Annotated in this window: 24 protein-coding genes; 17 read left to right on the plus strand and 7 right to left on the minus strand. The window is 34.2% G+C overall.

The genetic code is table 11. The annotated features are described in order from the left end of the window. Position 1: 1 nt before the first annotated feature. Genes I130_RS14995 through I130_RS15005 form a run of 3 tightly spaced genes read right to left on the minus strand, consistent with a single transcriptional unit; the run spans position 2 to position 2,276 of the window. Positions 2-931: a DUF1835 domain-containing protein gene (locus I130_RS14995; RefSeq protein ID WP_034925108.1), complete on the minus strand. Its 930-nt coding sequence runs from the start codon at positions 929-931 to the stop codon at positions 2-4. A gap of 40 nt (positions 932-971) precedes the next feature. Next, a complete protein-coding gene (locus I130_RS15000) occupies positions 972-1,322 on the minus strand; it encodes a translation initiation factor (RefSeq protein ID WP_034925110.1) in 351 nt (116 codons plus the stop codon). A gap of 3 nt (positions 1,323-1,325) precedes the next feature. After that, positions 1,326-2,276 carry an isopenicillin N synthase family dioxygenase gene (locus I130_RS15005; RefSeq protein ID WP_034925695.1) on the minus strand — a complete coding sequence of 317 codons (951 nt, stop codon included), beginning with the start codon at positions 2,274-2,276 and terminating at the stop codon, positions 1,326-1,328. Positions 2,277-2,404: 128 nt separating this feature from the next. On the opposite strand from I130_RS15005, the gene I130_RS15010 reads away from it, so the two are divergent. The 13 genes from I130_RS15010 to I130_RS15070 all read left to right on the plus strand — a co-directional run bounded on the left by I130_RS15010 (position 2,405) and on the right by I130_RS15070 (position 13,333). Next, positions 2,405-4,411, plus strand: coding sequence for a dehydrogenase E1 component subunit alpha/beta (locus tag I130_RS15010; RefSeq protein ID WP_034925112.1), 2,007 nt, complete (start codon positions 2,405-2,407; stop codon positions 4,409-4,411). 131 nt (positions 4,412-4,542) lie between these two features. Next, a complete protein-coding gene (locus I130_RS16540) occupies positions 4,543-4,704 on the plus strand; it encodes a DUF1328 domain-containing protein (protein WP_010228413.1) in 162 nt (53 codons plus the stop codon). A gap of 90 nt (positions 4,705-4,794) precedes the next feature. Further along, a complete protein-coding gene (locus tag I130_RS15020; RefSeq protein ID WP_034925116.1) occupies positions 4,795-5,274 on the plus strand; it encodes a lipocalin family protein in 480 nt (159 codons plus the stop codon). 10 nt (positions 5,275-5,284) lie between these two features. Further along, positions 5,285-5,980, plus strand: a complete 696-nt coding sequence (locus tag I130_RS15025; RefSeq protein ID WP_034925119.1) for an OmpA family protein — start codon at positions 5,285-5,287, stop codon at positions 5,978-5,980. A 74-nt stretch (positions 5,981-6,054) separates the two neighbouring features. Next, entirely contained in the window at positions 6,055-7,179 is a 1,125-nt protein-coding gene (locus I130_RS15030) for an NAD(P)/FAD-dependent oxidoreductase (RefSeq protein WP_034925122.1), read from the plus strand. After that, complete coding sequence (locus I130_RS15035; RefSeq protein ID WP_034925124.1) at positions 7,176-7,889, plus strand: methyltransferase domain-containing protein; 714 nt, start codon at positions 7,176-7,178, stop codon at positions 7,887-7,889. Before I130_RS15030 ends, I130_RS15035 begins: the two co-directional genes overlap by 4 nt. Positions 7,890-7,895: 6 nt before the next feature. Then, on the plus strand, positions 7,896-8,948 hold the full coding sequence (locus tag I130_RS15040) for a type III polyketide synthase (RefSeq protein ID WP_034925127.1): 1,053 nt from the start codon (positions 7,896-7,898) through the stop codon (positions 8,946-8,948). After that, positions 8,942-9,736 carry an SDR family oxidoreductase gene (locus I130_RS15045; protein ID WP_034925130.1) on the plus strand — a complete coding sequence of 265 codons (795 nt, stop codon included), beginning with the start codon at positions 8,942-8,944 and terminating at the stop codon, positions 9,734-9,736. The genes I130_RS15040 and I130_RS15045 overlap by 7 nt, the downstream gene beginning before the upstream one ends. Before the next feature lie 54 nt (positions 9,737-9,790). Then, complete coding sequence (locus I130_RS15050; RefSeq protein WP_034925133.1) at positions 9,791-10,240, plus strand: 3-hydroxyacyl-ACP dehydratase FabZ family protein; 450 nt, start codon at positions 9,791-9,793, stop codon at positions 10,238-10,240. A gap of 75 nt (positions 10,241-10,315) precedes the next feature. Further along, positions 10,316-11,584: a beta-ketoacyl-[acyl-carrier-protein] synthase family protein gene (locus I130_RS15055; protein WP_034925136.1), complete on the plus strand. Its 1,269-nt coding sequence runs from the start codon at positions 10,316-10,318 to the stop codon at positions 11,582-11,584. Between the two features lie 119 nt (positions 11,585-11,703). Continuing rightward, complete coding sequence (locus I130_RS15060) at positions 11,704-11,955, plus strand: acyl carrier protein (RefSeq protein WP_034925138.1); 252 nt, start codon at positions 11,704-11,706, stop codon at positions 11,953-11,955. After that, positions 11,952-12,527 (plus strand): 4'-phosphopantetheinyl transferase superfamily protein, encoded by a 576-nt coding sequence (locus tag I130_RS16330; protein ID WP_051119738.1) that lies wholly within the window; start codon positions 11,952-11,954, stop codon positions 12,525-12,527. Before I130_RS15060 ends, I130_RS16330 begins: the two co-directional genes overlap by 4 nt. 83 nt (positions 12,528-12,610) lie before the next feature. Then, positions 12,611-13,333 (plus strand): hypothetical protein, encoded by a 723-nt coding sequence (locus tag I130_RS15070; RefSeq protein WP_034925141.1) that lies wholly within the window; start codon positions 12,611-12,613, stop codon positions 13,331-13,333. A gap of 180 nt (positions 13,334-13,513) precedes the next feature. Here I130_RS15070 and I130_RS15075 read toward each other — a convergent pair whose 3' ends face one another. Next, positions 13,514-14,092, minus strand: coding sequence for a hypothetical protein (locus I130_RS15075; RefSeq protein ID WP_034925143.1), 579 nt, complete (start codon positions 14,090-14,092; stop codon positions 13,514-13,516). Positions 14,093-14,225: 133 nt separating this feature from the next. Between I130_RS15075 and I130_RS15080 the strand changes: the two genes are divergently transcribed. Together I130_RS15080 and I130_RS15085 are read left to right on the plus strand one after the other, a co-directional pair. Next, positions 14,226-16,211 (plus strand): aconitate hydratase, encoded by a 1,986-nt coding sequence (locus I130_RS15080; protein WP_034925146.1) that lies wholly within the window; start codon positions 14,226-14,228, stop codon positions 16,209-16,211. Between the two features lie 122 nt (positions 16,212-16,333). Further along, a complete protein-coding gene (locus I130_RS15085; protein ID WP_034925147.1) occupies positions 16,334-16,960 on the plus strand; it encodes an NADPH-dependent F420 reductase in 627 nt (208 codons plus the stop codon). 1,019 nt (positions 16,961-17,979) lie between these two features. On the opposite strand, the gene I130_RS15095 is transcribed toward I130_RS15085, so the two are convergent. Then, positions 17,980-18,279 (minus strand): HPF/RaiA family ribosome-associated protein, encoded by a 300-nt coding sequence (locus I130_RS15095; RefSeq protein ID WP_034925150.1) that lies wholly within the window; start codon positions 18,277-18,279, stop codon positions 17,980-17,982. Between the two features lie 131 nt (positions 18,280-18,410). Then, positions 18,411-19,334, minus strand: a complete 924-nt coding sequence (locus I130_RS15100) for a cation diffusion facilitator family transporter (RefSeq protein ID WP_034925152.1) — start codon at positions 19,332-19,334, stop codon at positions 18,411-18,413. Positions 19,335-19,588: 254 nt separating this feature from the next. On the opposite strand from I130_RS15100, the gene I130_RS15105 reads away from it, so the two are divergent. Then, positions 19,589-20,416, plus strand: a complete 828-nt coding sequence (locus tag I130_RS15105; protein ID WP_034925155.1) for a GIN domain-containing protein — start codon at positions 19,589-19,591, stop codon at positions 20,414-20,416. Between the two features lie 29 nt (positions 20,417-20,445). Next, positions 20,446-20,889 carry a hypothetical protein gene (locus tag I130_RS15110; RefSeq protein ID WP_034925158.1) on the plus strand — a complete coding sequence of 148 codons (444 nt, stop codon included), beginning with the start codon at positions 20,446-20,448 and terminating at the stop codon, positions 20,887-20,889. A gap of 72 nt (positions 20,890-20,961) precedes the next feature. On the opposite strand, the gene I130_RS15115 is transcribed toward I130_RS15110, so the two are convergent. Then, positions 20,962-22,176 (minus strand): multidrug effflux MFS transporter, encoded by a 1,215-nt coding sequence (locus tag I130_RS15115; RefSeq protein ID WP_034925161.1) that lies wholly within the window; start codon positions 22,174-22,176, stop codon positions 20,962-20,964. Positions 22,177-23,394 lie beyond the last annotated feature (1,218 nt).

Here is a 23,394-nt window from a genome sequence, read left to right on the forward strand (position 1 = left end):
TCTATAATTTTAAAATATTGTGAGATTCGGAGTCATACAAGAAATCATACATTTTAACTCCGCCAAATGACTCCTTGTTTTTTAAATCTTGATAAAAATTGCGAGAACCAGCCAATGCTTCTTCTCCTGCCTTTGTTAGTATAAGCCTTTCATTTTTAAGAGTGTAAAACTGTTTTAACTTATCCAATAATCTTTGAACTTGCCTTTCCCCATATCCAAAATATCCTTGATACTGAATGGAATAACCAAGTAACTGGTTTAAACTAGTGATAGTATTCTCTTTAATTAATCGAAGAATATTCACTTCAATAGTGTTTAAGCCTGTTTTAGAATTTGGAAAGCGTTCTATATGAGTTCTTATACAACTAGATAAATATTCAAAATTAGACTTTTGCCTAATTAAGGCTTTTAATTTTAACGGATTCTCCTCATTATAGTACTGCCAGATCAAGTTGGCCATTTCTAGATCATCTTGATCTAAATGAATCTTTTGGTCAAAGTGATTTCTTAAATGCTTCAGCGATAGTTGAGAGAGTGGCATAAATTCTTTCTCTCCTTTCAGTTTTTTGCTACAAACAAGATATACAGGGATATCAATTTTATTTTCTAATAATCTGCTTATTGCTGAGATCATATTTATATGAGAGAAAAGATCAAATTCGAACCAAAGAATGATTTCATCGGTATCTTTTATAGAATCCAATTTTCGAACCTCTTTCAAAAATTTCTCTTCATATTCTGCAGGATCAATTTGGTAGTGCCGCTTTAAAAAAGTGGTTCGAAGCTTAGTGAACTCCGGAGTACCTAACTCATAAGTTGTTGGACCTTCACATAGCATTTCTCGCCAAACAACAATTTCCCCATCAATACCCAGCTCCAAAATATTATGTGCAAGGGTGTTTCCATTAGCAATATGTAATTGTCTAGGCATTTTATGAAGTTAAAAAAACATTAGTACTATTAAACATCGATCATCCGCCAACTCGTTTCACTCTATAACCATCTTGTTTTAAAAACTCCATGACCTTGTTTCTAACATCCCCCTGAATAATGATCTCATTATCTTTCACAGATCCGCCAACACCGCATTTCTTTTTTAATGCTTTTCCTAGAGTATTAAGATCTTCATCTTTCCCTTCAAAACCTTTGATAACTGTGACTATTTTACCACCGCGACCTTTATTGCTAAAATGTGCTTCTAAATGTTGATCTTTTGGTTCAGGGGTTTCAATCTGGTCCGAATCCGCATCTACATCAAAATCATTATCTGTAGAAAACACAAATCCGCCCAAATCCTCAAAGCCTAATTTCTTTTTGGCCATTACTTATTTTTTTATAAGCCCAATCTCAACAAGGCGCTGATGTAGAAATTCCCCAGCGGTAATATCTTCATGTTGTTTAGGATTGTTTTCATCTATACATTCTTCCAAGCAATTTAAAGGCATTTCGCCTCTTGGATGCATGAAAAATGGAATAGAATATCTTGGATTGCTCCATTGCTCTTTCGGTGGATTAACCACTTTATGAATTGTAGAGCGCAATTTATTATTAGTGAGTCTTTCCAGCATATCACCAACGTTTATTACCAGTTCGTCTTCTTCTGGAATAGCATCAATCCATTCCCCATCCTTTCTTAAAACTTGAAGACCTCCAGTAGAAGCACCCATTAAAAGAGTAATCAAATTAATATCTCCATGTGCTCCTGCACGTTCAGCTCCTTTTGGTTCTTCCGTAATAGGAGGGTAGTGAATAGGTCTTAAGATACTATTCCCATTACTAGCCCAATGATCAAAATAATGCTCATCTAATCCTATATAAATTGCTAATGCACGCAGTACATAAATTCCAGTCTTTTCCAGCATTCTATATGCTTCCATCCCGGTATGATTAAAGTCCATTAACTCTTCTACAATAACATTAGGAGGATAATTTTCTTTTAGATTAGCATCGGCAGTCGGTTCTTGTCCAAAATGCCAAAATTCTTTAAGATCTCCTTCTTTTTTACCTTTTGCATGTTCTTTTCCAAAAGATATATAACCTCTTTGTCCGCCTAAACCTTCAATTTCATAGCTTTTTTTGGTCTCCTCTGGAAGCTCGAAGAATGATTTCACTTCTTTATAAAGTTCCTCAACCAAGTCATCACTTAAAAAATGGTTCTTTAAAGAAACGAACCCAATCTCTTCATAGGCTTTACCTAATTCATCTACAAATTTTTGCTTGCGCTTTGCATCTCCAGAAAGGAAATCTGCTAAATCTACACTTGGTATATTATTCATTGCCATTTTAAGGTGTCTTTATCATAGTTTATAAACAAAGTTAAATAAAATTAACGGAGTATATATTTTTCTTTACAATAATAAGGAACTCATAAAATTAATTACATTTGAAGAACTAGATTTATTTTATGAAACCAGCAACCATAGAGTTTATACCTATAAATTTTCAAAATACCAATCTTCCAAATTCCACTTTATTAAAGTTATATAGAGGAATGCTTAAGCCTAGACTTATAGAAGAAAAAATGCTTATTTTAATTAGACAGGGAAAAGTGTCTAAATGGTTTAGCGGAATTGGTCAAGAGGCTATTTCTATTGGGGTTACCATGGCAATGCAGGAGGATGAATATATTTTGCCAATGCATAGAAATTTAGGAGTTTTTACCGCAAGAGAAATTCCACTTTTTAGATTGTTCTCGCAATGGCAAGGAAAAGCGAATGGATTTACCAAAGGAAGAGATAGGAGCTTTCATTTTGGAACTCAGGAATATAAGATAGTGGGAATGATCTCTCACTTAGGTCCTCAATTAGGGGTTGCAGATGGGATTGCTTTAGCGCATAAACTTAAGAATGAGAATAAACTCACTGCTGTTTTTACTGGAGAAGGAGGAACTAGTGAAGGAGATTTTCATGAAGCTTTAAATATTGCTTCTGTGTGGGATCTTCCAGTATTATTTTGTGTCGAAAATAATGGGTATGGACTATCAACTCCAACCACAGAGCAATATAGGTGTAAGAATATAATGGATCGCGGGATTGGTTATGGAATGGAAGCACATCAAATAGATGGGAATAATATCTTAGAGGTATTTACCAAGGTTTCAGAAATTGCAGAAAGTGTTCGTAAGAACCCAAGACCGGTATTGTTAGAATTTATCACTTTTAGAATGAGAGGTCATGAGGAGGCGAGCGGCACTAAATATGTTCCAGACGAATTGATGAATGAATGGGCTGCCAAAGATCCTCTTTCTAATTTTAAAGAATTTCTAACAGAAAATAATATTCTAAGTCAAGAGGTTAATAATAAATATATTAAAGACATTAAAGCTGAAATAGACGAGAATTTACAACTTGCTTTTGATGAAGAAATAATTGTTTCTTCTGAAAGTAAAGAATTAAATGATGTTTATCAAGAGTTTAAATATCAACATTTTGAAGAAAATAAAGAAGTTGAGAATATTAGATTTATAGATGCTATTGCTGAAGGTTTAAAGCAATCTATGCAGCAACACAAAGATCTTGTTTTAATGGGACAAGATATTGCAGATTACGGTGGAGTTTTTAAAATTACCGAAAACAGCTTAAACGATTTTGGTAAAGATAGGGTTAGAAATACTCCGATTTGTGAATCTGGAATAGTGGCTGCCGCTATGGGACTTTCTATCAAGGGAATCAAATCTATGGTGGAGATGCAATTTGCAGATTTTGTAAGCTCGGGTTTTAATCCTATTGTAAACTATTTAGCAAAAGTTCATTATAGATGGAATCAGCAGGCAGATGTAGTTATTAGAATGCCTTGTGGAGCTGGGGTAGGTGCAGGACCTTTTCATAGTCAGACAAACGAAGCCTGGTTTACTAAAACTCCGGGCTTAAAGGTTGTATATCCAGCATTTCCAAAAGATGCGAAAGGATTACTGAATACTGCTTTTAATGATCCCAACCCTGTCTTGTTCTTTGAACATAAAGCGCTCTATAGAAGCATTCGCCAAGAAGTACCTACAAATTACTATACAATTCCCTTTGGAAAAGCAGCTTTTATTGAAGAAGGAAATGAAGTTAGTATAGTTACTTATGGGGCAGCAGTACATTGGGCTATGGAAGCTTTACTGGAATTCCCAGATCTTAGTGTAGATCTTATAGATCTTAGAACCTTGCAGCCAATGGATATAGAAACGGTTTTCAGTTCTGTAAAGAAAACAGGTAGGGTACTTATTATAAATGAAGATTCAATCTTTGGAAGTATTGCTTCAGATATTGCTGCTCAGATCGCCGAAGAATGTTTTGAGTATTTGGACGCACCTATAAAACGATTAGGAAGTATGGAAACACCTATTCCTTTTACGCAAAACCTAGAGAATCAATACCTTCCAAAAAATCGTATTAATGAAAAATTAAAAGAATTAATGGCGTATTAGCAAAATAATAGCGTTAGGATTTAATATTTAAGATTCCTTAACAATTTTCTTGTTAAATTATTAATAATCTTTTGTTAGATGCTTATCCGTAGAGTAATTTAGCTTTAACTAATCATTAAACTACTATTATTATGGTACGACTTATTGTTATTTTCCTGATTATTGCACTAGTTGCTGCAATTTTTGGTTTTGGAGGAATCGCAGAAGGATCTGCAGACATTGCAAAAATTATCTTTTACATCTTTATTGTATTGCTTGTTATTTCTTTAATAAGCCGATTATTCAGAAGATAATTTAAGTATAACATATAAATCCAATCAGATAAAACTAATTTATCGGGTTGGATTTTTTCTAATCTTAAAAACAAATAAAAAAAGACCCTTATGAAAAAATTAATTTTTATACTTACTGCAGCACTTTTAATAGTTTCCTGTGGCCCTAGTAAAGTGGCCACTGAGGCTCGTAAAACCTTTAAAGGTGAATGGACGCTCAATTCTGTAACATATCCTAATTCTCAGGGTACTTTTGATGTAACCTTATTTAATGATGCTTCCGCAGCTTGTTTTAAAGGTAGTAATTGGACTTTCGTTTCCAATAATAATACAGGTACTTATACTACAACCGGGTCAGATTGTACTGCTGGAGAACGTTATTTTGTATGGTCAATAGATGAAGATAATACACCAAGTGGAACTTTTGACTTTTTATTGAAACCAACAGACAGTAAGTGGAACTCTACAACAGGAAATCAAGGATTTAGAATTAAATTAGTTTCATTAACTGAAACATCTATGACTTGGGAACAAACAGTAACTTTGGAAGGATCTCCATTTGTTATTAGAATGAATTTTAATAAACTTTAAAATAAAAATTATGAAAATAGGAATCAATAAATTTTTAGCTCTAGCATTTTCTGCAACCCTTTTATTTGGTTGTGAGGCTACTAAAAACGCTAATAATAAACAAAAAGGTGCAGTAATTGGTGCTGGTAGTGGAGCCGTTATAGGTGGAGTTATCGGAAACAATGTTGGTAAAGGAAATACCGCTTTAGGAGCCATTATTGGTGGAGTTGTTGGTGGTACTGCTGGTGGATACATCGGGAGTAGAATGGATAAACAAGCAAAGCAAATAGAACAAGAAATTCCTGGTGCTGAAGTTGAAAGAGTTGGTGAAGGAATTAATGTGACTTTTGATGAGAACAGTGGAATTTATTTTGATACTGAAAAGTTTAACATCAACGAGAAATCTAAAGAAGCCCTTCATAAACTAGTTGGAATTTTTAAGGAATATCCAGATACTGAAATTTTAGTAGAAGGACATACAGATGATAAAGGAGCAGATAGTTATAATTTAACCTTGTCTAAGAATAGAGCACAAGCCGTAACAAACTTTTTAGTAAGTGACGGAATTTCTAAAGGTAGATTTGACACTAAATGGTATGGGGAATCTCAACCTAAATATGATAATACAACAGTAGATGGAAGAGCGAAAAACCGTAGAGTAGAACTTGCTATCGTTGCAAATGAGCAAATGAAGAAGGAAGCTGAGGAAGCTACTCAGGAGAACTAAGACAACTCACAAATTCATACTAAATCCCGGTTAATCGCCGGGATTTTTTTATTTCCTTTTACTACCTTCAACAAGTGAAAAAAAAATCTATAGGAATTGTTGGTGGAGGTTTATCTGGTCTAGTAGCTGCGATACATCTTTCTAGAAACAATTTCCCTGTTACAGTATTTGAGAAAGATTCATATCCAAATCATAAGGTTTGTGGTGAGTATGTTTCCATCGAAATTGTTCCTTATTTAAAACAACTAGATATTAATTTATCAGATCTTAAGCCTGCACTTATAGATAAATTACAATTTAGCGACGTTACAGGAAAAACTGTAAATACCAAGTTACCTTTGGGTGGTCTAGGAATTTCACGTTATGCCTTGGATGAATTCCTTTATCTAAAAGCATTGGCATCTGGAGTTAATTTTATTCACGCTTTAGTTACCGATGTTACTTATACTAATGATGAATTTGCAATAACTACAAATAAAAACGAACCTTTTGAATTTAAGATTGTTTTAGGAGCCTATGGAAAGCGCTCTTTATTAGATAAGAAATTAGATAGGCAGTTTATAGATCAAAAGTCTGGCTGGTTGGCAATTAAAGGACATTATAAAAAGGATGGTTTTCCAGATAATTTGGTAATGCTTCATAATTTCAAAGGCGGGTACTGCGGATTATCCAAAACTGAAACTGGTGCTATTAATGTTTGTTATCTCGCCTCTTACAATAGCTTTAAAAAACACAAAGATCCAGTCAATTTCAAAAATGAGGTTTTAATGCAGAATCCACATTTAAGAGACTTTTTTCAAGAGGCAACCCCTTTATTTGAAAAGAACCTGAGTATTGCACAGATCTCTTTTGATAAGAAATCTAGCATACAAGATCATATACTAATGTTAGGAGATGCCGCAGGGCTTATCCATCCATTATCTGGTAATGGTATGGCGATGGCAATTCATAGCGCTAAGATCGCTTCAGAAGTAATTTTAAAATATTACGAAAATGAAACCTACACCAGAGAAGCTATGGAAAAGGAATATGAGAAAAATTGGAAAGAACAGTTTAGTTCCAGATTACGAATGGGTAATATTTTGCAAAATATTTTATTAAATCCACAGCTTTCAAACATCGTTCAAAAAATAATAAGTAGCTTCCCTTCATTGCTTCCAAAAATTATTTCAAAAACCCACGGAAACCCAATATTATGATTTCTATAAATACTTCAAAACGCAGTGAAGAAGCCGAGATCATGGACGATTTCGAATTAAAAGGGGAAGAATTAGAGCAGACCCTAACCGATCTTGAAAAGATAAATAAATGGTTGGGCGGTAATAAAATCACTCTTGAAGGAATTCGAATTCTTCTGAAGGATTTGCCAGAGAAAACTACAATTAGAATTGCAGATGTTGGTTGTGGTAGTGGAGCTGTACTTCGGGAAATTGCAAATTGGGGGAGAAATCAAAAATTCGACCTAGAACTTATTGGGATAGATGCGAATCCCTATGCTATTGAAATTGCAAGACGCAGATCTGATTATTATCCTGAAATTAAATTTGAAACCCTTAATATTTTTGGTGAAGAATACAAAAAGCAGGAGTATGATATTGTTCTCTGCACCCTAACGCTTCATCATTTTAAAGATGAAGAGATTTTGGAATTATTAAACATCCTTAAGGATCAGTCTCAATTAGGTGTTATTATCAATGATTTACAACGCAGTAAAACGGCTTACGTTTTATTTCAAGCCTTTTGTAAAGTTTTTATCAGTAATGAAATTGCAAGAAAAGATGGATTAACATCTATTCTTCGTGGATTTAAAAAAAATGACTTAAAAAAATTAGCCACAGAAATTTCGGCAAAAGAACATTACATAAAATGGAAATGGGCTTTCCGATACCGTTGGATTTTAAAAAAATAATCTTCTATGAGTGTAAGAATTATAAGTGTTCAAAAGGAACTCCCACAATATTTTAGAGAAACATCAGATATTATACCCTTGGTGGAAGAATGGTTAGATGACAAGGATGAAAGATTTAAAAGAAAGATCACTAAAATATTTGAAGGTGCCGGGGTAGACAAACGATATTCCATAATGGCGCCCGAGGAAGTGTTTATTGCCACTTCTTTTGAGGAAAAAAATAATATTTATGTTAGGGAAGTAAAGAAATTAGGTAAGAACGTACTAAAAGACGCTTTAGAAAAAAATGGCTGGAAACCAGAATCTTTAGATTTTATTATCACAGTAAGTTGTACAGGGATTATGATCCCTTCTTTGGATGCTTATCTTATTAATGAATTGCAACTCAATCAAAATATCACCCGACTTCCAGTAACAGAAATGGGTTGTGCTGCCGGAATTTCAGGAATGATCTATGCTCATAAATTTTTACAAGCCAATCCGGGAAAAAGAGCAGCTATAGTTGCCGTGGAAAGTCCAACAGCGACCTTTCAGTTAGGAGACTTTAGCATGGCTAATATGGTTAGTGCAGCTATCTTTGGAGATGGTGCAGCTTGTGTATTACTTTCTTCTGAAGAGGATGCCGTAGGGCCTAAGATCATTGGAGAAGAGATGTATCACTTTTTTGATGCTACTCATTTAATGGGCTTTCATTTAGCCAATTCTGGATTGCAAATGATCTTGGATGAAAGTGTTCCTGAAACAATTTCTAATCATTTTCCAGATATTATTTATCCTTTTCTGGAGAAGAATGGTAGTTCTATAGAAAAGGTGAATCACCTAATTTTTCATCCAGGCGGAAGAAAGATAGTACAAACAGTGTCTGATCTTTTTGGTATCTTAGGGAAGAATATAGACGATACCCGGGAAGTCCTTCGTCTTTACGGCAATATGAGTAGCGTAACCGTGCTTTACGTTTTGGAAAGATTTCTTAACAAGGAGATCCCAAAAGGAGAGCAGGGCTTACTTTTAAGTTTTGGCCCTGGGTTTTCGGCACAAAGAATCTTAATAGAATGGTAGCAGAATTTAAAGATCTTAATTACTGGGCACTGATCCTTGGAGGCAGTAGCGGACTTGGACTTGCAACAGCCCGAAAACTTGCCAAACATGGCATGAATATTATAATTATCCATAGAGATAGGAGGTCTGAGATCCCTGATATTGAAGAAGCATTTGAGGATATTAGAAATTCTGGTGTTCAGTTAGAAAGTTTTAATGTAGATGCCATACAGAGAGAAAAAAGAGAAGATCTATTAAAGGAAATTACTAGTATTTTAGGAGAGAAAGGTAAAATTAGAACTTTGGTACATAGCATTGCAAAAGGGAATTTAAAGCCTATGAGCGGCGAAGGTCCTTTTTTAGAAAATATAGATTTCCAGATCACTATAGATGCGATGGCTTTAAGTTTATATGATTGGACTGAAGCTGTGTATAAAGCAGGATTATTTGCAAAAGATGCTCGGGTTGTGTCATTTACCAGTGAAGGAAATAAGAAAGCTTGGGAGAACTATGCAGCTGTTTCTGCAGCAAAAGTAGTGCTGGAATCTATTACCAGAAGTATGGCTTTGGAATTTGCGAGATTTGGAATTAGAGCTAACTGTATTCAGGCGGGAGTAACCGTTACCAGATCATTTCAAATGATTCCGGGTAATGAAACTTTGAGAATGCATGCACTAAAGCATAATCCATTTAAGCGATTAACAGTTCCAAATGATGTTGCCAATGTCGTATATCTATTAAGTAAAGATGAAGCGAGTTGGATCACAGGAACTATAATTCCAGTAAATGGAGGGGAACATCTTAAATAAATCTCCTCATAAAAGAATTCTAACTAATTATTAATTGAAATACCGTTCTCCCAATTGAATTTTAATCATATAATATCTACACTTCCATATGCAAAACCATTTCTTTTTGTAGATAATATTTTACAGATAGATGAGCAGGGGTGTACTGGAACTTATCTATTTCCTGAGGATTCCTATTTTTACAAAGGACATTTCAAAAATCATCCGTTAACACCAGGTGTTCTCTTAACTGAATGTATGGCGCAGATTGGGGTGGTTTGTTTAGGAATTTTTTTGCTGAATAATTTAGAGGATGAAAGTAAATCAGAAATTGAAGATATTCAAATTGCGCTGAGTTCTACTCAAATAGATTTCTTTTTACCTATCTATCCAGGAGAACAAGTGAAAGTAGTCTCTAAAAAGGAATATTTTAGATTCAATAAGCTGAAATGTGGGGTGGAAATGTTTAATAACAAAAATGAATTGGTTTGCCGTGGAATGATTGCGGGAATGATAAAGAATTAAATTTCAAGAATCAAGATTCAAGAATCAAGACAAAAGATTAAAGAAGAAGCTTCATCAGAATTCAGGAAATTAATAATGGAAAAAAGAGTGGTAATTACAGGCTTAGGAATTTGTTCTCCCAATGGGACAAGCATTCCTGAATTCGAAACAGCACTTCGAATGGGAAAAAGCGGAATCACTTTTCATCCACAACTTAAAGAACTTAATTTTAGTTGCCAGATAGGAGGGAAGCCTTCTATTTCTGAAGAAAAAATCGCTGATTATTTTACTCCTTTACAACTACGTGGTTTGAACAGTAGCGGAATTGTTTATGGAGTTATATCAGGAACCGATGCCTTTAAAGATGCCGGGCTTGAGTTAGCGGAAGAGGATTCTCCGGATTGGGATACAGGAATTATTTTTGGAACTGGAATCTTGGGAGTAGATAAATTTAGGGAAGCCATTCATTTAATAGATGCAGGAAAAACCAGACGTTTAGGTAGTACTAGTGTAATCCAGACTATGGCGAGCGGCATAAGTGCTTATCTGGGAGGTATTTTAGGATGCGGGAATCAGGTGACTACCAATTCTTCTGCATGCACCACTGGAACTGAAGCTTTGTTAATGGGTTACGAACGTATTAAAGCAGGAAAAGCTAAGAGAATGTTAGTTGGTAGCTGTGGTGATGATGGCCCTTACGTATGGGGCGGATTTGATGCTATGCGAATTCTTCCCGGGAATTATAATGATAAACCTGAAGAGGCATCCAAACCTATGAGCACTCTAGCTTCAGGATTTGTTCCAGGAAGTGGAGCTGGAGCTTTGGTTCTAGAAGATTTGGAGTCGGCATTAGAGCGAGGAGCGAAGATATATGCAGAAGTATTAGGAGGAGAGGTGAATAGTGGAGGTCAGAGGGGAGAGGGAAGCATGACTGCTGCAAATAATGAAGCTGTACAACGCTGCATCACGGGTGCTATATTTAATTCAAAAATAAAAGCTTCAGAAATAGATAGTATAAATGGACATTTAACAGCTACAAGTAAAGATTCTGTAGAAATTAAAAATTGGGTAGAAGCATTAAATTTAAAAGATGATTTTCCTTATATCAATTCTTTAAAGGGAATGACAGGACATTGTTTAAGTGCTTCTGGAAGTATAGAATGTGTGGCAAGTGTGTTGCAATTAGATAAAGGATTTATTTTCCCAAATATTAACTGCGAAAAAATTCACCCAGAAATACTTGCTCTTATTTCTGAAGAAAGTATTCCGAGAGAAACAATTGAAAAATCAATCAACATTTTGGCTAAAGCGAGTTTTGGCTTTGGAGATGTGAATGCCGTGGTTATATTTAAGAAATATGTTTAATTCAAAATTTTATATTCAAGAATTCGTGTTTTTTGTTTAAATTTTTAAACCTTGAACTTTAGACTTGGAACAGCAATATTTTTAACTTTTCACTTCAAATAGATTATTATATTAGCCTCATGACAGATAAAACAATTTTAGAAAAAATAAAAAACATTGTAACTCCTTATGTTCAACGCAAAGAAGGGCTGGAAGATTTTAGCGATAGTACCGATTTTATATCAGATCTAAAAATAAACTCCGCCAACCTTGTAGATGTGATTCTAGATGTAGAAGATGAATTTAATATAGAAATAGATAATACTTCTATGGAAGGGATGCTTACAGCCGGAGATGCGAAAAGAATAATCTTAACCAAAATGGAGAATTGATAGGAAATGATATTATAGATCTTGAAATTCCAATCTCTCCAAATTGGAAGAGTCCTCGTTATTTGAATAAATTATTTGCTTCAGCAGAGCAAGAGGTTATAATTAAATCTGATAAACCGACGATAATACTTCGATTGTTCTGGTCCTTTAAAGAAGCAGCTTATAAGGCACATCAGCGCCGGTTTAATTTACCAAGGAAGTACAATCCATTAGATTTTCAGTGTGAAATCATTTCAGAAGAGAAAAATAATATCCAGGGAATTGTAAAAATTAAAAGTCAGACTTATTTCACTCTGTCAAAAATCACAGCAGTTAACATTCACAGTATAGCCACATTAGAAAAAAATGTCGCTATTAATTTCAAAATTTATCAAGATGAATTTTTTTTAAAAGACAAATTATTTGCCGAATATTCCTTACTTTTAAAAGAGTCAAAATATAATTTTAGGATTAAAAAAAATAAACATGACATTCCCCAATTGTTCAGTAATGATCTATTAACCAGTCAAGTATTTTCTCTTTCTCACCATGGAAGATTTAGTGCTTTTGCAATCTCGTTAATGAACTGCTAAATGCTCGTTAAACAATATTAAAGAGAATTGCTTTAGGGATCGCCCTTTGTAAATTTAATTATAATTTAAAACCAAAATATCTTATGAAGACAGTAGATAAAATGGAAGTTTTACACAGCCAAACCGCAGAATTTATTGAACAAGGAGAGATCGGGAAATTTTTAAAATTGATTCCAGATACTTTTATCATTAAAGGTAGCGAACAAGAATCCGGATTTAATCAAGGATATGCTATTAGACATATTAATAGAAAAGATATCCTTTTAATAGATGTTGTAGAAAAAGAAACACTTAAAGCTGTAAAGCAGCTGGTAACAGATGGATATACAATAAAAGGAATTATTCTTAGTAATTCTTCTGTTTATAAAAATGCCTATGCAGATCTTAAAACCTTATCTGAAGATGCTGGAGGAGCTCAAATTTTTGCCCACCCAAGAAATTCGATCAAGGATGATTATAATTTAAAGGATATCACTGCCAAGCAGGAGATAACTAAACATTTTGGATTAACAATATATGACTTGCCGGGTAATGGTGGTGGATCTATTTTAATCTATTCTGATATTAATGATGGAATGTTATTTACAGGTGAAGATGCGGTAGGATCTAGTTATTCTACAGATGAAAATACCTTTTCCAGGCCAACAATGGAAAGTAAAAATTCTGAATTTGGTCTTGCCGAAAGTTGGGGAGCCTTTGAAGAATCTTTTACTTATCTTTTTCCTTTACATGGGAAGCCAGGATTTAATTTAGAAGATGGACCACAAACAGATATTTTAAATAAACTTAGCAGGACACAGTCTTAGACTAAATTATAAAATTTTAAAAGGACTATTCCCGAAAGATTTTCGCATTAATCACAATTTTAGTTTTCTGTTTATTTTTTGAAAAGTAAAATTCCGGTAAATGTTTATGAAAATTTTTTCTCGAGTAGTCTTTTTATTTTCCGCAAAGTCTAAAACACTTAATCAGCATTTATATTAATCTTATTTATCTTCCTTTGCCTCTTCAGCCTCTTCCTTTGCTTCCTGCTTAGCTTCCTCGGCTTCATCTTCAGCTTTTTCTATCATAGGATGATCTTTTACACCAAATCCCACAATTAAAATAACATTAGAAATTGTTTCATAAAGCATAGTTACTATAGCTACAAAACCACCACCTAAAATGGCAGCCATTGCGAGACTTATATAGTAAATAATAGTGAACCAAGAACTTGGAACTTCTTCACTTTCAGTGATCGGTAGATTCAACATTAAGAACGTTATTACCGAGACTATAATAAGTATAGTTACAAACTTCGATATAGTTAACACGTGGCTATAGTGCACTTTAGTAAGTCTAGAATTCGATCCGGTACTCAAACTTAATAATGGTAGCATAAGGGCTAGAATAGTAGAAGATCCTAAGATCACAGTATTACAAAGCATATTAATTCCCGATAGGGAGGAAGACAGTAATTCTTTTGCTTCATATCCAGAAATCTCTCCCAAGATATAAGTTCCTGTTCCCATAATAAATGTGGAAACCACACCACCAACTATGGCTCGTTTCATAATAACATTCATACTCATTCTATTTTTTAAAATAATATTTAGCCTTATTATATTTTGAAATTGATTTTACAAAGCTATAAGATATTGTTAAACAGAAAGGAAAATCCATCTAAAAATGATATTTTCAAGTGTAAATTTTATACAAATGCAAAAACTAAATGTTACTCAAAAATTAATTAAGTCACATCTTTTAGAGGGCGAAATGACTGCTGGTAAAGAAATTGGAATTAAGATAGACCAAGCTTTATTGCAAGATGCCACAGGAACCTTAGTTCAATTAGAATTAGAGGCAATGAATCTAAAAAAGGCAAAGACGGAAATTGCGGTGCAATATGTTGATCATAATCTTTTGCAAACCGATTTTAAGAATGCAGATGATCATTTATTTCTTCTTTCTGCGGCACAGAAATTTGGATTGTGGTATAGCAGGCCTGGGAATGGAGTGAGTCATCCTGTACATATGGAGCGATTTGGAAAACCGGGAAAAACACTAGTAGGTTCAGACAGTCATAGTTGTGCTGCAGGGTCTATTGGTATGCTGGCTATAGGAACTGGAGGTTTAGATGTTGCAGCAGCCATTGCCGGAAAACCTTATTTCGTGAAAATGCCTAAAGTTTGGGGTGTTAAATTATCTGGGAAATTGCCAAATTGGGTCAGTGCTAAAGATGTAATTCTGGAAATGTTACGGAGACATGATGTTAAAGGTGGCGTTGGAAAAATTGTAGAATATTATGGAGAAGGTCTGAAATATTTAAGCGCTATGGATAGGCATGTAATTGCCAATATGGGAGCAGAATTAGGAGCAACGACAACCGTTTTCCCAAGTGATAATGAAACTAAAAGATTTTTAAAATCACAAGATAGAGAGGAAGACTGGACGGAATTATTAGCAGATGAAGGTTGTGAATATGATCTTCATGAAGAGATAATATTAGATGATCTTGTACCATTAATAGCCTTGCCTACTAGTCCGGGTAATGTTGTTCCAGTAACTGAAGTGGCTGGTAAGAAAATTAGTCAAGTAGTATTAGGTTCTTCTGCGAATCCTGGATTACGAGACTTTTGGATGGCTGGAGCCATTGTAAAAGACAAATCTGTGAACAGCGATGTCTCTTTTGATGTGAATCCAACTTCTAGGCAGACCATCCAGAATATGATAGATAACAAAGCCTTTGGAAATTTAATTAAAGCAGGAGCCAGGTTTCACCAATCCGGATGCATGGGTTGCATAGGAATGGGACAGGCGCCAGCATCAGATACCATCAGCTTAAGAACGATGCCAAGAAATTTTCCAAGTAGATCTGGAACAGAAGACGATATGGTACACTTATGCAGTCCAGAAACCGCAGCTGCTTCCGCATTAACAGGTGTGATCACCGATCCCCGTGATCTGGAAAAGTTATATAACATGAGCTATCCACAATATATTCAGCCAGAAATGGAAATTATAAATAAAGATATGTTAGTAGCTCCATTGGAAGATGGTTCACATATAGAATTGAAAAAAGGGCCAAATATCAAAAGCTTACCACACATAGACAAGTTACAAGATGATTATAATGTACCTGTACTTTTAAAAATGGGAGATAATGTCTCTACAGATGAAATTTTGAAAGCTGGGGCGGAGGTGCTCCCATTTAGAAGTAATCTACCCGAGATCAGCAAATATTCCTTTACCGTGATTGATGATACATTTTATGATCGGGCAATGCAGGCAAAAAAAGAATATGGTGGACACATTGTGGTTGCCAAAGAAAATTATGCACAAGGTTCTAGTAGAGAGCATGCTGCTCTAGCACCTAAATATTTAGGTCAGGTGGCAGTTTTGGCCAAGAGCTATGCAAGGATTGCATGGCAAAACCTAGTTAATTTCGGTATTCTTCCATTGGAGTTTATAGATATCGCAGATTATGATAAAATTGATCAAGGAGACATGGTTTCTTTTAAAGATTTGCCGAGCAACGTATTAGATAGAAAAGAGATCTCGGTGATTATTAAGAAAGAAAATGGCGAGACTTTAGAATTTCCAAGCAAGCATACTTTAAGCGATAGACAAATTAATATTCTTCTTAAAGGAGGAATTATCAATGAGTTTAAGGAGAAACTTGAAGCTAATGATTTGAATAACTAGATCAATCATTACAAATAGTTTTCTGAACAAAAATTTAAGTATAACTGGAAATTCAGAAACTAAGTTTTAATAAGAAAGAGGATATTGAGAGTCCGAAAAATCATTAATTAAAAAACAAAATCATGAAAATAGGAGTTATTGGAAGTGGAAATATTGGTGGAAATTTAGGTAAGCATTGGGCTAAAGCAGGGCATGAAGTATTGTTTAGCTCAAGACACCCCGAGCAATTAAATGATATTGTTAGAGAAGCTGGTGGGAATTCTAAAGCAGTTAGTATTGAGAAGGCGTTTGAAGCAAATGCAGACGTTTATTTACTGGCAGTTCCATTTAATGCTATAGATAGATTATCTGAACTATATGCAGGAGAATATGGTGGAAAAGTAATTATAGATGCCACCAATCCATATCCAGAAAGGGATGGTGCAATGGCTCAGGAAGTTCGAGATTCTAATAGAAATGCCTCTGAGTATACTGCTATGAAATTTAATACAGCGAAAACTTCAAAAGCATTTAATACTATAAAAGCGGATCATTTAAAGAACAGAGCTTTTAATAATACAGATAAATTGGCAATACCATACGCAGCACAAGATCACGAAAGCAAAGAAATTACTAGAAAGCTAATTGAAGACATTGGTTTTGATGCTGTTTATTTAGGAGACCTTACTAAAACAAAGATCATGGATCCAGATCAAAAAATTTACGGCCAATCTGTTGATAGACAGAAATTGGAAAATATGATATCTTAGTGAGAAATAAATGGTATAAACAAACTTAAGGAATCACTTTAAAAAGTTAGTAGTAACATTCTTTAAGGACCATTAAAGAATAAAGCAAAGAAGAAGTAGAAAAAGAACAGAAACAAAAAAATATTGATTCTGAACTGGAAAACTCTAAGGGCAAAGAAAGCGATGATGAGGCTAAGCCTCTTAAACATGGAGAAATATTAAATGAGTAGCTAGGGGTAGGAAACGCCGTATTTGGTAATAGTTCTGGGAGTATTTTATTCTGTTCCTTTACCGCAGGCCTAGAGATTGGTTTTAGCTTTTTGCTAATGTGTACATTGTTTACTTTCTTTAGTGGGGAAAGCTTGCTGAAGATACCATCTTTAAATTATTGACCTTTATGTATCCTGCCGGATTTATTATGATGATTTTGGGGAAATATTTACTTTTACCGAGCAAACTTCCTTATTAAGGCTGCCTGTTTTAAATAAAAACCAATTTATCACCAATCTCTTGAAATTATGGGGATTAGTGATCTAAGGAAATCTCGCTAGAGGATGCCTAATGGCTGCACTATTAATTTGGATTGGTTTTGCTTTAGGTATTTTTAGTCTTCATGCTGTTGAAAAAATAGCAAGTCATGTTACTTCTTATTCACCTATAATTATTTTGGTAAGTGCAATATTGGTTGGTTAGCTAATGGGTTTACTTTCTTGGCTACTAAGTTCAGCTAAAGATACCGTAAGCAGGATCATGTTGATTATAATGATCACAGGAATTATGGCCTTTACCAGTTTACATCACAGAATTGTCGGGAATGTAGATGTATTTGCGGGGCTGTTAAGTTCTTTAAAGATTAGCATTAGCGATTATATAATTTTTGAAAGTCTTTTTTAATTAGGAAATGCTATTGGAGGGGTTGTCTTTGTAGCTTTATAAAAATATTGAGCTTTCGTATATAATTTTGATTAATCAAATTTAAGAGCAAAAAAAAAGGTCTAAAATAATTAAATTTCAGACCTTTTATCATTCCTTTCAAAGGATTAATGTGTATTCATTTGTGCTTTACGTTTAGATAGTTGTCTATCCAGATCACTTACTGTTTCAGCCATTGCAGCTTCGAATGATGATTCGTTAGATTCTGCAAATACTTGTGGTCCCGGAACGCTTAATTTTATATTGCAAATAAATCCTTTTGGTTCCATACCATCTTGCTTCTTAAAGAAAACATCTGCACGAATTATCCAATCATATTTATTCTCTAATTTATCTAATTTTTTTTGAGTTAATTCTTCTAAACGCTCACTTTTAGTCAGTTGAACAAATTGAAATATAGCTTCCATATTGTTATTTATTTCAGTTAATAATTACTCTGTAAGAAACCCATTTTCTTAAACTTAAACAAGCCTTAAGCCTAGAATTAGCAAAGATTTATGATAGTTTTTATCGCTAAAATCTACAGTTTAAAATACCTCTAGGTAAGATTAGGGTGGAGGTTATTGGAAGATTGAATAAATACCTTTGTAATAGTAGGTTCCTGACTTTGTATCTCGTCACGAATTGCAAGCATAGTTTTCTCGGCTTCTAACAATTCCATACTATCTATTAGATCTATTTCTACAACCATCAGGATACTATCTGGACCAAAATGCATAGTTTGTGGTAAAGTCCAATCTTTAACACTTGGATGCTCTTTCATAATTTTTTCTACGGAAGCAATCACTGCGGGATTTGCACTTTCTCCTAATAATAAACCTTTACTTTCCTTAGCTAAAAAGGTGGCTACGACCAATAGTAAAACTCCAATAGATACCGAAGCAGCGCCATCTAAATAAGGATTTTGAAGCTGCTGAGAAAGGAAAACACCAATTAAAGCGATACTTAACCCAACAACAGCCGCAGCATCCTCAATGATTACCGCAAAGGTGGCAGCGTCTTTACTTTGTATTATATTTTTTATTAAATTTCCAGAGGAAGCTCGAGATTTATTAAAAGCCTTTAATGCGATATAAAGTGCAGTTCCTTCAAAAACCATGGCTGAGATAAGTACAGCATAATTCCAGGTTGGATCCTCAATAACGTGTGGATCTTGTAAAGCATGTATCCCTTCATAGATAGCAAATCCGCCACCTAATGCAAAGATCAGAACACTTACTACAAAACTCCAGAAATATACTTCTTTTCCATAACCAAAGGGATGCAAATCATCTGGTTCCTGCTTGGATCGTTTAATTCCTAATAAAAGCAGTAATCCATTTCCAGTATCTACCAAAGAGTGAATTCCTTCAGCAAGCATTGCAGAACTTCCTGTAAAGAAAGCTGCAAAAAATTTTCCAATTGCAATTAAGATATTAGCGCCTATTGCACCGTAGATAGCAATCTTAGAATTACCCGCCATAAAGCTTAGATTTTAGTGATTTGGTTAGGAATAGGAAAATTACAATAAATAGGTTAGAAGTAGGGAAGGGGCAACAATTTTTAAAGAATATTTAGGAATGTCTTACCTAGTAATAATTGAATGCTTTCATACGCTAAAGGCTAAATAAAAACCATAAACTGTTAATAAAAAGGTGCTTGTGTCGTATATTTATAATGCCGAAGTAGATAATTACTATTAAGAATTGAAAGCTCCGGCTCTAAATTCCAGAAATCATGAAAAAGCAAATATGTTTTTTATTTTTCATTTTAATAGCACATATAAGTGTAGCTCAGAAATTAGAAAAAATTAAAGGAGATAAGGAAGTGATTTCTGTCACCAATTCTATAGATAAGGAATTTAGCATTTTAGAGATCAGCAATAATTTAAAAGTTACACTCGCACAAAGTAATAAAAATAATTATGTACTTACAACAGACCAGAACCTTGCAGAGGTTGTGAGTGTAGAGGTAATCAATGGAGTTCTAAAGTTATATACCACAGCTAAGATCACTGGTAGTAAAAAATTAGAAATCTTTTTAAGTGTAAAGGAAATTTCTACTATTATTCTAAATGATGATGCAGAACTCGAAACCCAAGGTACTTTATCTTCCGATGAATTTAGTTTTACAGGAAATGAATCCACTAAATTCGATCTGGATATTAAATCTAAAAATGCAAGCTTTATTCTAACTAAAAATTCGGGAGGTAAAATTGATCTTAAATCTAAAGATCTGACCATAAATATTGGTGATCGTTCAGATCTAAAAGGAAAAATTAGTGCCGATAATTTAACGGCACAATTATCAAAGTCGGCACAGTTAGATGTAGACGGTAAAGTGAATAATGCCAATTTTAATTTAAAGAATTCTGCAGAATTAAAAGCTAAGAAATTGAAATCTGGAACAGCAATATTAAATTCCTCTAATAATACGGATATCTATATTCATGCAACTAAAAATCTAGTTATAGATGCCGATGGAAAAAGTAAGGTTTTTGTTTATGGCAACCCAAAGATCGAAATTAAAGGTTTTACGAACAGTTCTAGAATAATTAAAAAATAAATTATTTTCTTTAATCAATTCAGTTTAATATGGCAAAGATCCTTAAAGTGAAGGCTTCCAAATTCCCAGAGATCATAGAGGTTGGTGGAGATTCCACGATAATTCCTGTACATACAGAAATAGAATTTCATGCTATTGATCTACGATTGAATATGGATTACGTATTATATCTATATGCTTACGATATTCGTGGGAAAATTGATATTCCAATCCTTCTAAATAATTGGGACGATAGCAGTATTTCTTATATTCCACAAGAAACAGAAGATGATGTGCTTGGAAAGATTTGTGAGCATATATCTGCGAATAAAAAAGTTCAAACTGTAAATAGCAAGCTTAAATTAAAGCTAGGCATTCTAGATAATAACAAGCATTATGACCACAGACACCTAAAGATCTTTGCAGAGTTAATTCCTGCTGTAGGAGTAGCTTCCAAATGGAGTGAAGCCTTTGAAGCCGGAGTAGCACACTAATTAATTATTATCGATGAAAAATGAATACTGACAATTAATATTCTGTCTAGTTTTGGTAATAACAGTTATGTTTTAGAGAGTCTCAGTAGCTCGTTTCTCGTCTGCTTTTAGATAAATAATCAGGCCAATTGACAGTGCTGCGCATATTGAAAAACCAATAAACAGAGGCAAAGCTGTATCAGAAATAAACCTTCCAATAAAAATACTGATAGGAACTGCCATAATAGTAGAAATAAAACCGGTTATGGCAGCAGCGATTCCTGCAATGTGTCCTACTGGTTCCATAGCCATAGCGCGTAAATTTCCGAAGAGAAAACCAATACTAAAAAATTGAAGTGCAAAAAATAGGAACAAAACACGAACGTCGGGATTCGGGCTATTATAAAATAAGGCAACATATACCGCCGAGACTACAAAAAATGATACGAGGGCCGTGGTGATCAATTTTTCCATCCCAAACTTTATAACAAATATTCCATTGAGGAAAACAGCCGAACCTATAGCTATTGCCAGGCCGGCAAAAATGAATGGAAATTCATCCTTCAAATTATATTGATTCTGAAATATTTGCTGGGCACTACTGAGGTATACCATAAAAGATCCAGTAATAAACCCGGCAATAATGGTAAAACCAAGGGTCCTTTTATATTTTATGAGTTCTTTAAATTCACCTATAAAACCTTTTTTGGAAAAGCTTTTCTGGTTTTTAATTGATAAAGTCTCAGGTTGTCGTTTCCAAAACCACCACGAAACCAAAATACTTATGAGTACTTGTATATAGAATATCCCGCGCCAGTTGTATTGATCAAGAACAAATTTACCCAAAGCCGGTGCAACCACGGGAACCAATATAAAAACAACAGTTACAAAAGACATGATACGCGCCATATAATCTCCACTGTACATATCGCGGATAATGGCAATACTCATTGTTCTGGGAGCTGAAAGGCCAATTCCCTGCAAGATCCTTCCCGTAACCATCATTTCTAAACTAGTTGCATTTACACAGATGAAACTGGCAAGGATAAAGAGGGTAAAACCCATGTAAACAACGGGTTTTCTCCCTATACTATCTGAAATTGGACCAAAAATCAGAGGACCAAATCCAAGGCCAAGGAAGATCATCGTGATGAGCAATTGGTTATCCACAATTTCGGTAGTCCCAATTGTAATCCCAATAATATCTAAAGCTGGCAATAGAGCATCGATTGCTAATGCCACCACAGACATCAATGACGCCATAAGTGCCACAAATTCTAATTGCGAAGTCCGGATATTTTTTTGCATTGGGCAAAAATAATCTATTGAATTTAAAAAGCTGGAACTTAAAGTGTATAAAGGCTGAAGTATAATTAGAAAGCAAAAAAAACTTAGTTTTGAGTGAATGCTAAAGTCGATAAACTATTGATCTTATTTTCAACCAGAAAATTAAGGGATGATTTATTAAAGGATTTCAGATATTCCAAACTTTAAAAATCTTAAGCTTAATAATAATTAATATTATACGGTAGGTGGAAGAAGTAGAATAAGTCATCTCTTTTCATTTAATTAAAACCCGCAACGACAATGGAGAAAAGGACTTCTATGTATTCTATTTTACATAATATAAATTATAGTACACATTTGTATTATGAGTAAATGGCGAATAGCGCATTTTCTGCGCTATTTTACATAAATGCAGATATAGCGCCTTTAGGTCTATATCGTCAGCATTTATGTAACAGCCATTTTACGACCTAGATTTCTTATATAAACAATTATCCATCGCTTGCCAACCTGCCCGTACCGAAAAGGTGCATTCGGGCGGGCGCCAAAAAAAGCTAAGCTTTTAGATTCATTTAAAAATCGCGTATTCGATAATAATCCAGTAAGATTTTTTTCTACGCGATTCTCGTGAGTTTGCCGCAAAAGCTAAAAATAATATTATATGATAATTGCTTAGCACTTGCTCGTAAAGTCTTTCAAATTAACTTTTTTGATTTGAGCTGTATAATAACATTAGAACAGAAAAATGAAATTGTAACTACCAATGTTTGATTCCTTTCTTTTTTCCTTGATAAAAAGAGAAATCAACTTTAGGAGATTCACGAACTCCAATTAAATATTAACGCGTGAGCTAAACAAAAAAAATCAAGGCTGAACAAAACTTTGGAAACAACCCGCCCGAACGTTCCTTTTCGGTACGGGCGGGTTTACGGCTCAATCGCTACACTTTAGGAAACTTTTTTAGTAGTTAACCTTGCTTTGAAATTCTTTGATTATTTTGAATTGTTAAGAAACTGTATTGCCAGATCCCTAAAGCGCTTAACGCTCATTCACCTATTGTTTTAAACAAAGTTTTCTGAGGCCATTTTGCCAACGCTGCATATGGGTAGAAACGTATTGTTTCAAATCTGTAAATTGAAAAATATAATTCATGAAATCCAAGTAAAAATCAAGTCCTTACCCTATCTCCCATTGAGATTTGCGGCTAATTCTAAATCAAAGCTTTTAAGTTCTAATTTT

The sequence above is a fragment of the Gillisia sp. CAL575 genome (assembly GCF_000403785.1).
In the GTDB taxonomy this organism is placed as follows: Bacteria; Bacteroidota; Bacteroidia; order Flavobacteriales; family Flavobacteriaceae; genus Gillisia.